Origin of the sequence: Geobacillus uzenensis (genome assembly GCF_002217665.1) — a bacterium.
GTDB lineage: Bacteria > Bacillota > Bacilli > Bacillales > Anoxybacillaceae > Geobacillus > Geobacillus subterraneus.
On record NZ_NEWL01000007.1, the window covers coordinates 153,764 to 168,426 of the forward strand.

Here is a 14,663-nt window from a genome sequence, read left to right on the forward strand (position 1 = left end):
ACGGCAAATTTCTGCAAAGAAAAAAGCTTTCCTCTCACCGGCTTTTGAGCACGAAAATGCTACCGTGCCAAAGTAAGCCGTTGCCCTAGAAGCGGAAAGCAAACTGTCCAAACGGCCAATAACGGAGGTCGACCTTACCGACGACTTGGCTGATTTTGACAAAGCCGAAATGGCGGCTGTCCCAGCTGCCGAGCCGATTGTCGCCGAGGACGAAAATGCAGCCGGCCGGCACCCGTTTTTCCCCAGTTACCTCTTCAAGGGTAAAATCGCCCGTCAGCTTGCCGCTGATCAATGTTTGCTTATACGGCCGCAAATACGGTTCCTCCACTTGTTTTCCATTGATATACAATATATCGTTTTTATATTCAATTCGATCCCCTGGCAGCCCGATCACCCGTTTTACATAATCTTTCTTTTGGTTGGCATGAAAAACGACAATGTCGAATCGGTGGATCGACCCGATTTCGTAACGCAGCTTATTGACAATGAGCAAATTGCCGCTTTGCAGCGTCGGCATCATCGATTTTCCCTCTACCATATAGCTGCTGAAAACAAAAAAACGGAGCGCAGCGATGAAGCAAATGGCGGCCAGCCATGGCCAGCGCTGCCTTCGTTTTTCCTTTTTCTTTTCTTTCGTCACTCCCCGCCCCCCTCGCTGCTTTGTTTTTCCGTCAGCGAAAATCTCGCCTCTACCCGTTTTCCTGCGTACCAAAGCAACAAGACGACCGCGGCAATGCCAGCCGTGCGCAACGGCTGCCGAACGAGCGCCACGATGTCATAGCCGATAAAACTGATTGTAAAAATCATGATCATCTTTCCGAGCAACACCGCGAGCACAAACTGCTGGCGGCTGATGCCCGACAGCCCGGCGACAATATTGACGAGCGCCGATGGGGTGAAAGGGAAACAATAAAGCAAAAACAGCGGGCCAAATCCGTGCCGTTCGATCCAGTGCATGAACCGGCGGACTTTTTGGTGGCGGCGGACAAAACGAAAGAAACGCTGCTGGCCGATTCTTCGCGTCAGCCAAAACACGATGAGCGAACCGAGCGAGGCGCCGAGCCATGAAATGAAAAACCCTTTCCACAATCCGAATGCAGCGGCGTTCGCCATCACAAAAACGACCATCGGCAAAATCGGAAAAAACGACTCGAGCAGCGTCGCGGCAATGCCGGGAAACACGCCAAATGAGCGGTAATGTTCAAGCAAGGAAAGCACGTGATCGAGCGTGAACCATTGTTTGAGCGTTTCCATATTCATGCATCTTTCTCCATTCAAATGCCGTTTATACTTTTATTTTACACGCCCGGCCGTGCCATTTGAACTCTTCTTTGTGAAAACCCATTTTTTATCATTCATGCTCTGTCACATCTTTTTCCTGCTGCATGCGGAATAGGTATTGGAGTTTGCGTTCTCTCGCCTCCATTCGATCCGCCAATTTCGTCCGCAGTTGGGCTGTTCGATATAATTGATTGACAAAGGATTTATAGGAAACATCGAGGGATACGCTTTTTCCATTGCGGAAATAGACGACGGTTCGCTCATATTTGGCAGGTTCATACTGATAGACGTGCATATGGGACAGCCAAACGCAGCCGGAATCTCTTGGGGAAGAAGTCGGGAAGACGTAAATTCCATTGGCCGGTTCGATGGCAATCGGCGCTTTGTGGGTGATGCCGATCAACGCCTTTGTTCCTTCTTTTCTGCCTTGGAAGCTGCAGCCGTAATAGTCGCAGCTATGTTTAATGATATCGGTTGGCGTTTTTTTGACAATATATTCGCCGTCTTCCTCAATGACCTTTGCATAGACATCACTGTTCAACAGGTACGGGAGAATCGCCATAGTATAACGGCTCACGACGAAATGTTTCAACACGATAAACTCATTCACTTTCATCGGTTCATCCCCTTCCTATCAACTGGATCACTATTCCTATCATACCACTAGAAGTTATATTTTTCTATATTTTGAAAAAGATTAGTGGGCTTTTTAGCACAAAAAAATCCCATGACAATCGTCATGGGGGTGTTATGAGTTTTCAAATGTTTGGCCGATCTCCTTGGCCGCTAAATATTCATTGGCCTGCTCAAGCGCGGTATGTTCACCGACCGAATTGCCCGCATACGTTTCTTCATTCATCCACCATTGCTCAAAGTGGAGGTCTGTGCTGACGCGAAATTCAGCGGGCATCAACTCCGGCAGATCGTCGTTTCTCTTTTCCATCCCATCGCCTCCCTACGCCTATAGGATGCGCCATCTTTTTCCTTTTATACATAAAAAAAAAAGCCCGGGGAGGCCAGGCTTTCATTTGCGTCCGCTGTTATTTCATATTAAGCAGTTGTAAACTGCTCCTCTTCGGTTGATCCTTTTAAGGCGACGGTGGACGATTGGCCGCCAGAGATCACTTGGGCGACCTCATCGAAGTAGCCGGTACCGACTTCGCGCTGATGGCGCGTGGCTGTGTAGCCGTACTTTTCGGCGGCAAATTCAGCTTGCTGCAGTTCAGCGTATGCCGCCATGCCTCTCTCTTTGTAGCCGCGCGCCAACTCAAACATGCTGTAGTTGAGCGCATGGAAGCCGGCGAGAGTGACGAATTGGAACTTGTATCCCATTTTACCGAGCTCTTGCTGGAATTTGGCGATTGTCTCGTCGTCCAGTTTTTTCTTCCAGTTAAACGACGGCGAACAGTTGTACGCAAGCAGCTTGCCTGGAAATTGCTCGTGAATCGCTTCCGCGAACCGGCGTGCTTCCTCCAAATTCGGTTCGCTCGTTTCGCACCAAATAAGGTCGGCATACGGCGCGTAGGCAAGCCCACGAGCGATCGCCTGGTCGAGACCTGCCCGCGTGCGATAAAACCCTTCCGACGTCCGTTCGCCGGTAATAAACTGTTGATCGCGCGGGTCAATGTCGCTTGTGATCAAGTCAGCAGCATTGGCATCGGTGCGGGCAATGAGCACCGTCGGGACACCCATGACGTCAGCGGCAAGCCGCGCGGCGATCAAGTTGCGCACCGCCGTTTGCGTCGGCAAGAGCACTTTGCCGCCTAAATGGCCGCATTTTTTCTCTGACGACAGCTGATCTTCGAAATGGACGCCAGCCGCTCCCGCTTCAATCATCGCTTTCATGAGCTCAAACACGTTCAGCTGGCCGCCGAATCCAGCCTCCGCATCAGCAACGATCGGCACAAAATAGTCGACATCGCCGCTGCCCTCTAAATATTGGATTTGATCTGCGCGTTGCAACGCCTGGTTAATGCGTTTGACAACATGTGGAACGCTGTTGGACGGATACAAGCTTTGGTCCGGATACATGTGCCCCGCGAGGTTGGCGTCGGCCGCCACCTGCCAGCCGCTTAAATAAATGGCTTTCAGCCCTGCTTTCACTTGTTGCACCGCTTGATTTCCAGTCAGCGCACCGAGTGCATGAACGTAATCTTCCGTATTTAACAGCTGCCATAACTTCTCGGCTCCGCGCCGAGCGAGCGTATGCTCAATATCAAGCGAGCCGCGCAGTTTAATGACATCTTCAGCGCTGTACGGGCGGGTAACGCCTTTCCAACGCTCTTCATTTTTCCAGCTTTCCTCTAATTGTCGGACACGTTCAGCAAATGACGCCATTTTTCCTTCCCCCATCTCTTGTTATATTACATTATTTTTGTTTACGGTTTTATTATATAACAGACAAGAAAAAATGCAAGCCTTTTTTTGAAACTTTTCTCAATTAAGAAAATGGACGCATAACGTTCATAAAAACGGCATTTTTTCTGTCCATCATTTTGGTATGATCAATAGTAGAGGAGTGATGATGATGAAAAAATGGTATATGATCGCCGCATCGCTTGTGCTCGTTGGCATCGGTGCCGGCATCTTTTACTTCGCCGTCTACAAGCCGTCTGCTATGCGTCTGCCGGATGACGTGACGATGGAAACAGCGTGGGGAGCTCCTTATTCCTTTGACGACTTGCCGCCAAAAGTTCGACTCGTCGAATTCATCTATACGAACTGCCCGGATATTTGCCCAAATACGACGATGCAGATGGCAAAGCTGCGCGACCGGCTGCAAAAAGCCGGAGTGTTCGGGCGCGATGTGGAATTCGTCACGATCACTATTGACCCCGCGCGCGACACGAAAGAAAAACTGCAAACATACGCAAATACGTTTGGGGTGACTGGCGATGGGCAAGGATGGGTGTTTTTGCGCGGCAGCGAAGTAGCGACAAAAGCGACGGCAGACGCTTTCAACTTCCAATACCGTGACCCGGGAAACGGCATGATTGTGCATACGTCGCTCGCTTACTTGCTCAATCGGGACGGACGGGTCATCGAACAGATCGACATGGGGGGAGCGTCACGATTTCGTGTTGATGAAGTATACAAAACGATTATGGATGAATTGTCGTGATGATTTGGTAATAGGTGTAACGTGCGGAAAGAAAAAAGAGGGCATTGTCTGCCCTTTTTTTCATTGACTGCCGAACCTTTTACATCAGCATCGAATAGCAACTAAGCACCACAACCGCAGCAAGCACGACAACAATAACATTCGCACCGAGCCAGGCGGCAGTCACCGCCGCCGCAAAACCGATCACCCCAAAGAGAATGTCGTCTTGAATGAAAAAAATATCAGGGATAATCAGCGCGCCAAGTGCAGCATACGGCACATTTTTCAGCACCCCTTGCCAAAACGGCGGCAGCTGGACGCGCCCAAGCAGCACGAGCGGCAACATGCGCGGCAAATACGTGACGATCCCCATGCCGAGAATCATCCAAACGATCGCGTTATTCATCCTCATTCTCCCCCTTCTTCGCCAGCCACTGGACGACGACTGCCGAAAGAAGCGTCGCCAGCACGATCGACCAGCCTTTAGACAGATGAAAGACAAGCGTGCCGAGCGAGTTGAACACGGCAGCTAACCCTGCCAGCCATACCGTTTTCCGCTGCTTTTTCAGCGCTGGGACGAGCAAGCCGATAAACATGGCGTACAAAGCGACCGACATGCTCTCTTGTAAGCTTTCCGGCAAGCTTGCCCCGACAGCATAACCGATGCCGGAATTGACGACCCAGCTGCCGTACGCCATCATGATCAGCCCAAACATATACGAAGCGCTAACCGTCCCCTCTTTCATGGCCGCAACGGAAAACGTTTCATCCGTAATGCCAAACGCATACAGCGCCTTTTTCCAAAGCGCATCCGCCTCCGCTTTTTCGTTGAGCGAAGCGGACATTAAAAAATGGCGAATGTTTAAAATAAATGTCGTTAAAATGATTTCAAATATACCGGTACCGACGGAAAGCAAGCTGAGCGCAATATATTGCGAGGCGCCGGCAAAAACGACGACGCTCATCAGCACCGTTTCTGCAAGCGTCAGCCCGGTCGTCTTAGCGAGCAGGCCAAATGTCAGCGCGATCGGCATATAACCGATGGCGATCGCCACCCCCGCCTGCACTCCTTGGCGAAACGGCGCCATTTTACCAGCCGTCCATGTTGTTTCCATCCATCCATTCCCCCGTTTCACTAGTTTGATATGTTTATTGTCTAAAAATCGCTGTCATTTCGCAACCCGAACATAGGTCAGTTCTTTTATCCTCTTAACTAGGAGGCTAGCGAAAACAACGGATTCGCTTAATTTGCAGGAGATGGAAAGGAATAACGTTACAGCGGCGCAAAACTTCTCAATTTAAAAACTGCTCCGTGAAAGCGGCCTCTCCTTTTCAATGCCCGGCCTTCTAGGAAGCTCCCGCTTTGGCACAAAGCGGGAGTAGGGGAGAAAATCAATCTATGATATAATCGAATTGGTTCATTATTTGCGCAATTGAAAAGGAGTGCACTATCATGTCAGTAAAACCGCACGTATTGACCGAACGTGGCATTTTTCGCTATGAGCAAGTGACGTATCCGATGGAAGAACGCGGCTTGCAGTTTGGCGATGGCGTCTATGAGGTAGTTCGCCTATACAGCGGAGCGTACGTTTGGCTCCAAGAGCATCTCGATCGCCTATACCGTTCGGCGGCCGCTATTCGCCTGTCCGTCCCGTTCGCTCCCGAAGAGCTGTCCGAGCGGCTTGAGCAGCTTCGCCGCATGAACGACGTGCGTGAAGATGCGATTTTGTATTTGCAAGTGACGCGGGGCAGCTTTCCGCGCAGCCATACGTTCCCGACGGAAAATCGGCCGAATTTGTACGCCTACATCCAGCCGATGGCGCGGAAAACAGACGAAATAGCACACGGTGTGCACGCCACGTTAACGAAAGATGTTCGTTGGGAATACTGCTATATTAAAAGTTTGAACTTGCTGCCAAACGTGCTGGCGAAACAAGAAGCGGCCGAGCGCGGTGCGTTTGAAGCGATTCTCCACCGCGACGGCATCGTGACCGAGGGCAGTTCATCGAATATTTTTCTTGTCAAAGACGAAACGGTGTACACTCATCCAGCGACGGAGCGGATTTTAAACGGCATCGTCCGCACGAGAGTGAAGCAGTTTTGTGGAGAGCTTGGCATCCCGTTCATTGAAGAAGCGTTTTCGGTCCACGACCTCGCTAGGGCGGATGAACTGTTTTTGACGAGCACAACCTCGGCTATTACTCCGATCGTCCAAGTGGATGACATAACAATCGGCGACGGCCGGCCAGGAGCGGTGACGAAATCCTTGCAAGCCGCCTATCAAAAGGCGACGCAGCCGGCCGCAAGCAACGCTTGACCGGCTTCGCCACACAAAAGAGGTGTCCCATCATTCTCCTTTGGGACACCTCGCCTTATTTATGAGCTAAGCACAGCGCGGTCGCTGGCGAACTGGCTGCCGCGGATGCGCTGAAATTCCTCAAGCAGCCGCTCGACCGTCAACTCTTCCTTTTCCTTTCCTTCGGCGGCAAAGATGATTTGTCCGCCGTCCATCATAATGAGCCGGTTGCCAAGGCGGATCGCCTGCTCCATATTGTGCGTCACCATCAGCGTCGTCAAGTTGTGTTGGGCGACGATTTGTTTCGTCAGTTCAGTCACAAGCTCGGCCCGCGCCGGATCGAGAGCGGCGGTATGCTCGTCAAGCAAAAGCACATCCGGCTTCGTAAACGTCGCCATCAATAACGAGAGCGCTTGCCGCTCTCCACCGGAGAGAAGCCCCACTTTGGCGGTAAGCCGGTTTTCGAGCCCTAAATGGAGCGTTTGCAGCGTTTCCCGGAACCATTCGCGCTTTTGCTTTGTCACGCCGAGGCGGAGCGTGCGCCGCTTCGTCCGATTGTAGGCGAGCACTAAGTTTTCTTCAATCGTCATATGCGGTGCGGTGCCGGCCATCGGATCTTGAAAGACGCGGCCGATGTAGCGGGCGCGTACGTGCTCCTTAAGCGCGGTCACGTTGCGGCCGTTGATCCACACTTCGCCCGTGTCAGGAGACAACCGACCGGCGATGATGTTCATCAACGTTGATTTTCCGGCGCCGTTGCTGCCGATGACGGTGACGAAATCGCCGGGGGAAAGCGTTAAATCAATGCCTTGTAAAGCGATTTTCTCATCGGCCGTCCCTTCGTTAAATACTTTTGTAATTCGTCTTAGCTCCAGCAATGGACTCCCCCCTCTCCAACTGCTGCGCTTTTCGCTTTTTCCGCCGCTTTTCTTTTTGTGCCGCCCACACGTTTGGCACGATGAGCGCCGCCATGACAATGAATGCGGTAATCAATTTCACATCGCCCGTCTCCAAAAACTCGACGCGCAAGGCGATCGCCAAAATGAGGCGGTAAACGACAGCGCCGCCGATGACCGCCCACGTCGCGCGCACGACCGAACGGGCACCAAACAACGCCTCTCCGATAATCACCGAAGCTAAACCGATGACAATCATCCCGACCCCCATGTTGACATCACTGAACCCCCCGTACTGGGCGATAAGCGCCCCGGAAAAGGCGACGAGCGCATTCGACAGCCCGAGCCCGAAGACAATGAGCCAGTCCGTGTTGGCGGAAAAGCTCGCCACCATCGGTTTGTTGTCTCCGGCCGCCCGCAATGCGATTCCGAACTCTGTTTTCATCAGCCAGTCGAGAACCCCTTTGATCACGAACGTCAGCACCGCCATCGAACATAAAATCGCCCATGTCCGCGGCGCAAAGCCCGTAAAGGAAAACAGCTGACTGAGCACCGCATCCAATCCCGTTTGCTGCCAGACAGCTGTGATCTTCGTAATGACCGTCTCCTGCTGCAGCAGCGGCACGTTCGATTTCCCCATAATGCGCAGATTAATGGAATATAAAGCGATCATCATCAAAATGCCGGATAAAAGTGGGTTGATTTTCCCTTTTGTGTGCAAAAGCCCGGTCACCGCTCCAGCCGCAAAGCCGGCCACCAGCGCTGCAGCCGAAGCGGCAAACGGATTCGCTCCACCGACAATCATCACGGCAGCGACCGACGCGCCGGTGACAAAGCTGCCATCGACCGTTAAATCGGGAAAATCCAAAATGCGAAACGACATGTAGACGCCAAGCGCCATGATGGCATAAATCAAGCCGGCTTCCACAGAACTAAACATCGCTGCCCACACCATTCTCACCTGCCTTTTGGCGCCCCCCTTCACCGAAGGAGGGATGGCCGTTTATTCGATATATTCAGCGATCGAATCCCATTCCGGGTTGAGTTCAATTCCCATTTCTTGTGCTGCTTTTTTGTTAATGGCCAGCTTCAATTTTTGCGGGTATTGCACCGGCAGATCGGCCGGCTTTTTCCCCTCTTGCAAAATTTGCGCCGCCATCTCACCGGCTTCATAGCCGATGTCATAATAATCAAACCCGTACGCCGCAAACCCGCCGCGCTTCACTGAATCAAGCTCGCCGACGAACAGAGGAATGTCGTGTTCATTGGCCACTTGAATGACTGACTCAAGCGCTGACACAACCGTATTATCGGTAATGATATACAGGCAGTCGACCTTGCCGATCAGCGATTCGGTCGCCTGCTTCACTTCGGCCGACGTGGATACCGAGGCGGAAACGATTTTCAAATCGGTTCCTTCCATCGCCTTTTTCACTTGATCCACCTGTGCGACCGAGTTTTGTTCGCCGGCGTTATACACCATTCCGACGCGGTTGCCTTGGATATATTTATCAATAAACTGCACCGTTTTCGGAATCGCCTCCGGATGCGTGTCCGTCGTGCCTGTCACATTGCCGCCCGGCTTCTCCATCGATTGGACAAGCTGGGCGCCGACCGGATCGGTCACTGACGTAAAAACGATCGGAATGTCTTTTGTCGCATTGAGCGCTGCCTGCGCGCTTGGCGTCGAGTTGGCGAAAATCAAGTCAACGCCATCGGAGGCAAAATTGTTGGCGATCGTTTGGTTGTTGCTTTGGTCTCCTTGGGCGATTTGCACGTCATACTCGACGGACAACCCCTTGTCCTTTAACGCCTGCTCAAATCCTTTGCGCGCCGCATCAAGCGACGGATGCTCGACGATTTGTGTCACCCCGATTTTGTATGTCTTTTCCTTCGCTTCCTGCCCGCCGCCGTTTCCTTGGCTGCTTCCTGTTTCGTTCGCTCCACCGCAGCCGCTAAGCAGCAAAAAGCTGGCTGCGCACAACATGGCAAGCCGCCGCATATGTTTGCCCATCATCCGATTCCCCCTATGTAGATTAGTTTAGTCCTTTTGAACGTTTATGCTTTTATGTGTCAAATTATATAAGTTTATTTCTTCATTTTCAATATACTATTCAAAAAAAAGAAAAAGTGCTGAATGTTCAGCACTGTTAAGCATGGGAGGCGGTTAACCGTTCTTTTAAGGCTCTCCGCAAAATTTTTCCTGTCGCATTTTTTGGCAGTTCCTTTAAAAAGCTGATTTCGCCCGGCACTTTATACTTCGCCAACCGCTCGCGGCAGTAGGCAATTAATTGCTCCTCAGTCAGCTCCGGATTTTTCGCGACGACAAACGCCCGCACCGCCTCGCCGTAATCTGGATCCGGCACGCCGATCACCGCAGCTTCAACGACATCCGGATGGCTGTATAGCACTTCCTCGACTTCACGCGGGTATACGTTGTAGCCGCCGACGATGATCATCTCTTTTTTTCGGTCGACGATATAGAAATAGCCGTCCTCATCCATGCGCGCCAAATCGCCGGTGTGCAGCCAACCGTCGCGCAAAGCGGCGGCCGTTTCTTCCGGCATTTTGTAATACCCTTTCATGACGTTGGGGCCGCGGACGACAAGCTCGCCGACTTCTCCGACCGGCACTTCTTCCCCATATTCATTGACAACTTTGTTTTCAACGTTTTTAATATTCGTCCCAATCGAGCCGGGCTTGCGCGGCCGGTCAAGCGGGTTGAAGCACGTAACTGGCGACGCCTCCGACAGCCCGTACCCTTCCGAGACGATCACGTTGAATTTTTTCTCAAAGTTTTCCAGTAGTGCGACCGGCATAGAAGCGCCACCCGAGATGCAAAGCCGAAGCGTGCGTAAATCGTCCGCGCTCCCTTCCTCATGCTGGTAGAGAAAGTTATACATTGTCGGCACGCCGGCAAAAATCGTCGCCTTTTCCTCGCGGGTTAACGCAAACATGGTCGCTGGGCTGAATTTCGGCATAATCAGTACCGTCGCTCCATTCATAAGCGGGGCGTTTAACGCCACCGTCAGGCAAAAGACGTGGAACATCGGCAGGGCGGCAATGACGCGGTCATTTTCATTGATGCCCAAATAATCAGCCGTGTCTTGCGCATTGCTGTACAAGTTTTTATGCGTAAGCATCGCCCCTTTTGGCTTGCCGGTCGTTCCGGACGTATACAAAATAACAGCGACATCATCATCATTAAGCTCCGGCCCTGTGAAATCCGGACTGCCGGCAGCCAGCACTTCTGCAAACGGTTTCATCTCTGTTGACAATGGAATGCCCTTTTCTTTCCCTTGCGGGGTTTCGCAAACGATGGCGTGCTTGAAAAGCGGCAGCCGCTTTTTTGCCTCGTCAAACAGCGGCGCGAGCAAATCGAGGCCGACCACCGCTTTGACATCGCCATTATGCAAAATGTAGGCAATCTCCTCCGGCGTATAAATCGGGTTGATCGGAATCACAGTCGCCCCGAGCCGCAGCGCTCCGTATAGACCGATGACAAACTGAGGCGAATTGCCAAGCAGCAGGGCGATATGGTCGCCTTGGCGGACGCCAAGCTGCGCCAGTCCGTCGGCAAACTTCGATACGGCGGCATTCAATTGTTGATACGTGCATCGTTCCCCCATAAACACATACGCATCTTTGTCCGGCAGTTGTTGCGCCACTTGTGCCAACCGCGCCGTTAAATTCATCATCATCCCCCCAAAAAATGAATGAATGACCATTCATTTTATAAGTAAAAAAATTCGAACTATACTTATTATAAAAAAAAGAACAGCAAAGGACAAGAGAAAGCGTTTCCTTTGCTGTTCTTTTTTCGGTGGCCGGCTTATCGTGCCCAGACGAGGCCAGTTTGAGCGAGGCGAATGACGCCTTGAAACGTCCTCCCCGCCTCTTCGATGAGCTGCCCATGGCGGCCAACGTGCGGCAAATGCGTCAACCATAGCTCGCCGACGCCTGCCCCTTCAGCGATCATTGCCGCCTCTTCGCTCGTCATGTGCCCGGCGGGCGCCGCATTTTGTCCGGCATAAAAGTTGCACTCGCCAATAAGCAAATCAGCTCCTTTAGCAAACGGCACAAACTCCGGCATATAACTCGAATCGGCCGTGTACACGATCGTGTTGCCGCCGGCGGTGATGCGCATCGCATAGCACGGCACCGGATGAACTGTTTTTAGGAACGTAAGCGAAAATGGTCCAACAGCAAGTGTCCCTTTCGGATCATAGGCGATCCCTTCCGTAATGCCGTTATGCGTCAGGTGGGCAAACGCCTCCTCATCTTCCGCATGGCCATAAACCGGAAGCACCGGCAAGTCAACTCCCGATTTTTTATAGATGAGGCGGGCGTATTGAAGCGGGCCGATATCAGCGATATGGTCGTAGTGGTAATGAGAGAGGATGACCGCATCCAAATTTTCCACGGCTGTGTAGTTTTGCAGTTTGGCGAGCGCTCCGCTCCCGCAATCAACGAGCAAGCGAAAGCCGTCATGCTCGAACAAATACGCCGATGTCGCCTCATTGGCGGCCGGAAATCCCCCCCAATAGCCGATGACCGTTACTTTCATTTCCTGTTCTCTCCTTTCATTCATTTTGTCTTCATCATACACAATCGCGTCCATTTTTTCATCTTTATCGATTTTTTGTTTTAAAACACATATTGACATTTTGTTTTGTGTTATAATACAATAAAACTACCAAGACAACGGAGGGGATCGAAATGTTGACGAAAGTGTTGGAATTTTTCAAAAACCTGCCACCCAAAAAATGCATGCATTGCGGCAAAGAAATGGATGAACAGCATGAATGTTACGGCAACACGTGTTCTGACTGCCTTGGCGCCGCTTACCGCCAATAGGTGAGCGGACGTTGCCCTTGCGTCACGTTCGCCGGCCGCCCCGCCGGCGATAGGCTGTTCCCCGATGCAGCCTGCCTTTTTTCTTACCGCCTCCCACTGAGGGGGCATTTTTTTTGCACCATGCACACCTCGCATCTCTGACGCACTTTGAGACACCGCAATGCAGCCGCAAAAAAGAAAGACAAGTCGGCGACCCAAAACAGGACGGGAATTCCCTCGAGAAACCATTCAAGTCAAACAAAAACAAAAGGGCTGATCTCAAAAGGATGTTTACAACCTTTTGGGACCAGCCCTTTGTCCGTGAAATGAATCGGTGGTACGTTGTCAGACGCTTCAGGCCGAAAACAATCGCGCTTAAGCCGCGGTTTCACTTTCCGTCCATACCGCATAGCGGCGGCGATAAAAAGTACGGGGCAAAGCCAGTTCCGTAGTTGGGCACGTGATGAAGCGGCCGCTTATCGTTTTGTACCGGATCGGCGATCATCTCAGATACAAGCTCGTTTGCCTGAATACGATCTGCCTTTTCCGCCCCTTCGCTTAAACGGTCAGCCAACTCGCCCGCCCCTTGTTCAAGACGCGCAAGCCCCGCCGACAACGATCGTCCGCCGCCAAGGAGTCTGTCAAATCCTTGGTGGAGTGAATCCGCTCCTTTGGCAACAGCAGACACGCCGTCGGAAAGTTCGTTTGCCCCATCCGCCAGTTTGCTCGTCCCCGAGACGAGCCGGCTCGAACCGGAAGCAAGCTGATTGATTCCTTCAGCCAGTCTGCTGCTGCCGTCAGCGACCGTTTGTGCTCCTTGATAAGCAGCCTGAAGCTGGTTCTCAAGCTCTTTCGCCCCATCCGCTACTGTTTGTTGGCCGTCCGCTAAGCGAGCGGCGCCATCAGCAAGCTGCTGTTGCCCGTTAACGAGTTTTTCGATGCCGTCTTGCACCGCCTGCTGCCCGGAAGCGAGCGCAGCTGCGCCGTCAGCGAGGCGGGAAGCCCCGTTTTGGACCTGCCCCGCTTGGCCGGCTAGCCCGCGGACGCCGGTCGCTATGTTCCCGCTTCCCGCTACAAGCGGCTGAAGCTGTTCATACAGCATCTGTAACGTCGCTTTTTGCTGCGGGTCATCCGTTTGTTCGATCATCCTTTCGAGTTGGGCGGCATATTGCTGCAGCCCTTTGTTCACTTCGTCCGCTCCGGCGGCCGCTTCGCCCGCCTTTTGTTGCCACGCTTGCACCCCCTTCTCCAACTCAGCCACCCCGTCATGAAGCTCGTTCGCCCCGCTAGTTAGGGACGGCAATCGCTCTTGCAGTGCTTTCATGCTATTGAGCGAAGCATGCAATCCATTCGTGAGCGACGTCGCCCCATTTTGGGCGGCTAGAGCGCCAGAAGCGAGCTGTTGGCTGCCGGCAGCCAGTTTTCCAAGCCCGTCCTGCAGCGCTGTTGCGCCAGTTTGCAGTTGTTTCGCTCCATTGTTTCCCGCTTGCAAGCCGTTTTCAAACGACAATGATTGCTCAGCCAGCTCGGTTAAATAACGGGACAAACGAGCGGCCCCGTCTTTGGCTTTTTCCGCTCCGGCGGCTAAACGGGCGCTCCCTTTCTTCGCCTCCTCCATCCCGCCGGAAAGCGAACGGCTTCCTTGTTCTGCTGTTTGGAGCCCATCGCGCAGTTGGGCAGCTCCTTGACTTGCCTCACCAAACCCGTCAGCCGCTGTCTTCATCTTCGTTAACATGGCTTCCGCGTACGTTTTCGTCACGTTTTTGGCAATTTCTTCTTTTATTGCCTCGATGGCGGAATCGCCAATCTTTCCAGCTAAATAGTTCGCCCCTTCGTTCGGGATGTATACGAGTCTCAGCGGCTTCGGGTTGCCGCTTTGCACCGTTGCTGCGTTAGCGGAAAAATCGTTAGGAATGATGACGGCCATGTAATACGCCCGGTTCTTCAAGCCGTCGTCCGCTTGCTTGCGGCTGACGAACCGCCAATCAAACGTGCCGTTTTCCTTCAGCCGCTTCACCACGTCGTCGCCAAGCTGAATGTTCTCGCCGTCAAGCACTGCCCCTTCATCTTCATTGACGACCGCGACCGGCAACTGATCTAAATGGCCGTACGGATCCCAAAACGCCCGTGAACTACCCCCACTTAATTTTCTAGCGAAAATTTGAAGTGGGGGCTTCCAAAGAAGTTTGACTGCTTCAAGCAATCCTTATTCTTTGAGGCGTGTCCACTTCGCCGCTAGAGCATAAGACACTCA

General features: G+C 52.4%; 16 protein-coding genes. 3 read left to right on the top strand and 13 right to left on the bottom strand.

The features are described from left to right. Nucleotides 1-85: 85 nt before the first annotated feature. From lepB to aceA, 5 genes are all read right to left on the bottom strand, one after another. Nucleotides 86-592 carry a signal peptidase I gene (lepB, locus tag B9L21_RS12525; RefSeq protein ID WP_063167408.1) on the bottom strand — a complete coding sequence of 169 codons (507 nt, stop codon included), beginning with the start codon at nucleotides 590-592 and terminating at the stop codon, nucleotides 86-88. Nucleotides 593-636: 44 nt separating this feature from the next. Further along, the gene (locus B9L21_RS12530; RefSeq protein ID WP_063166635.1) at nucleotides 637-1,260 is read right to left on the bottom strand and encodes a TVP38/TMEM64 family protein; all 624 of its coding nucleotides are present in this window, start codon (nucleotides 1,258-1,260) and stop codon (nucleotides 637-639) included. Between the two features lie 91 nt (nucleotides 1,261-1,351). Next, nucleotides 1,352-1,897, bottom strand: coding sequence for a competence protein ComK (locus tag B9L21_RS12535; protein ID WP_063166636.1), 546 nt, complete (start codon nucleotides 1,895-1,897; stop codon nucleotides 1,352-1,354). A 132-nt stretch (nucleotides 1,898-2,029) separates the two neighbouring features. After that, the gene (locus B9L21_RS12540) at nucleotides 2,030-2,224 is read right to left on the bottom strand and encodes a hypothetical protein (protein ID WP_063166637.1); all 195 of its coding nucleotides are present in this window, start codon (nucleotides 2,222-2,224) and stop codon (nucleotides 2,030-2,032) included. 107 nt (nucleotides 2,225-2,331) lie between these two features. Then, nucleotides 2,332-3,618 (bottom strand): isocitrate lyase, encoded by a 1,287-nt coding sequence (aceA, locus tag B9L21_RS12545; RefSeq protein WP_063166638.1) that lies wholly within the window; start codon nucleotides 3,616-3,618, stop codon nucleotides 2,332-2,334. A gap of 190 nt (nucleotides 3,619-3,808) precedes the next feature. Between aceA and B9L21_RS12550 the strand changes: the two genes are divergently transcribed. Further along, on the top strand, nucleotides 3,809-4,402 hold the full coding sequence (locus B9L21_RS12550; protein WP_063166639.1) for an SCO family protein: 594 nt from the start codon (nucleotides 3,809-3,811) through the stop codon (nucleotides 4,400-4,402). Between the two features lie 79 nt (nucleotides 4,403-4,481). Here the strand turns inward: B9L21_RS12550 and B9L21_RS12555 are convergent, their stop codons facing one another. Together B9L21_RS12555 and B9L21_RS12560 are read right to left on the bottom strand one after the other, a co-directional pair. Continuing rightward, entirely contained in the window at nucleotides 4,482-4,787 is a 306-nt protein-coding gene (locus tag B9L21_RS12555; protein WP_020958820.1) for an AzlD domain-containing protein, read from the bottom strand. Beyond that, on the bottom strand, nucleotides 4,780-5,496 hold the full coding sequence (locus B9L21_RS12560) for an AzlC family ABC transporter permease (RefSeq protein ID WP_020958819.1): 717 nt from the start codon (nucleotides 5,494-5,496) through the stop codon (nucleotides 4,780-4,782). The genes B9L21_RS12555 and B9L21_RS12560 overlap by 8 nt, the downstream gene beginning before the upstream one ends. Before the next feature lie 338 nt (nucleotides 5,497-5,834). Between B9L21_RS12560 and dat the strand changes: the two genes are divergently transcribed. Next, a complete protein-coding gene (dat, locus tag B9L21_RS12565) occupies nucleotides 5,835-6,698 on the top strand; it encodes a D-amino-acid transaminase (RefSeq protein WP_063166640.1) in 864 nt (287 codons plus the stop codon). A 59-nt stretch (nucleotides 6,699-6,757) separates the two neighbouring features. Here dat and B9L21_RS12570 read toward each other — a convergent pair whose 3' ends face one another. From B9L21_RS12570 to B9L21_RS12590, 5 genes are all read right to left on the bottom strand, one after another. Then, on the bottom strand, nucleotides 6,758-7,555 hold the full coding sequence (locus B9L21_RS12570; RefSeq protein WP_063166641.1) for an ABC transporter ATP-binding protein: 798 nt from the start codon (nucleotides 7,553-7,555) through the stop codon (nucleotides 6,758-6,760). Then, the gene (locus B9L21_RS12575; RefSeq protein WP_063167409.1) at nucleotides 7,521-8,513 is read right to left on the bottom strand and encodes an ABC transporter permease; all 993 of its coding nucleotides are present in this window, start codon (nucleotides 8,511-8,513) and stop codon (nucleotides 7,521-7,523) included. Before B9L21_RS12575 ends, B9L21_RS12570 begins: the two co-directional genes overlap by 35 nt. Before the next feature lie 63 nt (nucleotides 8,514-8,576). Then, nucleotides 8,577-9,587, bottom strand: a complete 1,011-nt coding sequence (locus tag B9L21_RS12580; protein ID WP_063166642.1) for an ABC transporter substrate-binding protein — start codon at nucleotides 9,585-9,587, stop codon at nucleotides 8,577-8,579. 136 nt (nucleotides 9,588-9,723) lie between these two features. Beyond that, the gene (locus tag B9L21_RS12585) at nucleotides 9,724-11,268 is read right to left on the bottom strand and encodes a fatty acid--CoA ligase family protein (protein ID WP_063166643.1); all 1,545 of its coding nucleotides are present in this window, start codon (nucleotides 11,266-11,268) and stop codon (nucleotides 9,724-9,726) included. A 137-nt stretch (nucleotides 11,269-11,405) separates the two neighbouring features. Next, on the bottom strand, nucleotides 11,406-12,140 hold the full coding sequence (locus B9L21_RS12590) for an MBL fold metallo-hydrolase (RefSeq protein ID WP_063167410.1): 735 nt from the start codon (nucleotides 12,138-12,140) through the stop codon (nucleotides 11,406-11,408). Between the two features lie 152 nt (nucleotides 12,141-12,292). Between B9L21_RS12590 and yhfH the strand changes: the two genes are divergently transcribed. After that, nucleotides 12,293-12,430: a protein YhfH gene (gene yhfH, locus B9L21_RS12595; RefSeq protein WP_082816575.1), complete on the top strand. Its 138-nt coding sequence runs from the start codon at nucleotides 12,293-12,295 to the stop codon at nucleotides 12,428-12,430. A gap of 367 nt (nucleotides 12,431-12,797) precedes the next feature. Here yhfH and B9L21_RS12600 read toward each other — a convergent pair whose 3' ends face one another. Next, the gene (locus tag B9L21_RS12600; protein ID WP_225995667.1) at nucleotides 12,798-14,612 is read right to left on the bottom strand and encodes a YhgE/Pip domain-containing protein; all 1,815 of its coding nucleotides are present in this window, start codon (nucleotides 14,610-14,612) and stop codon (nucleotides 12,798-12,800) included. Between the last annotated feature and the right edge of the window lie 51 nt (nucleotides 14,613-14,663).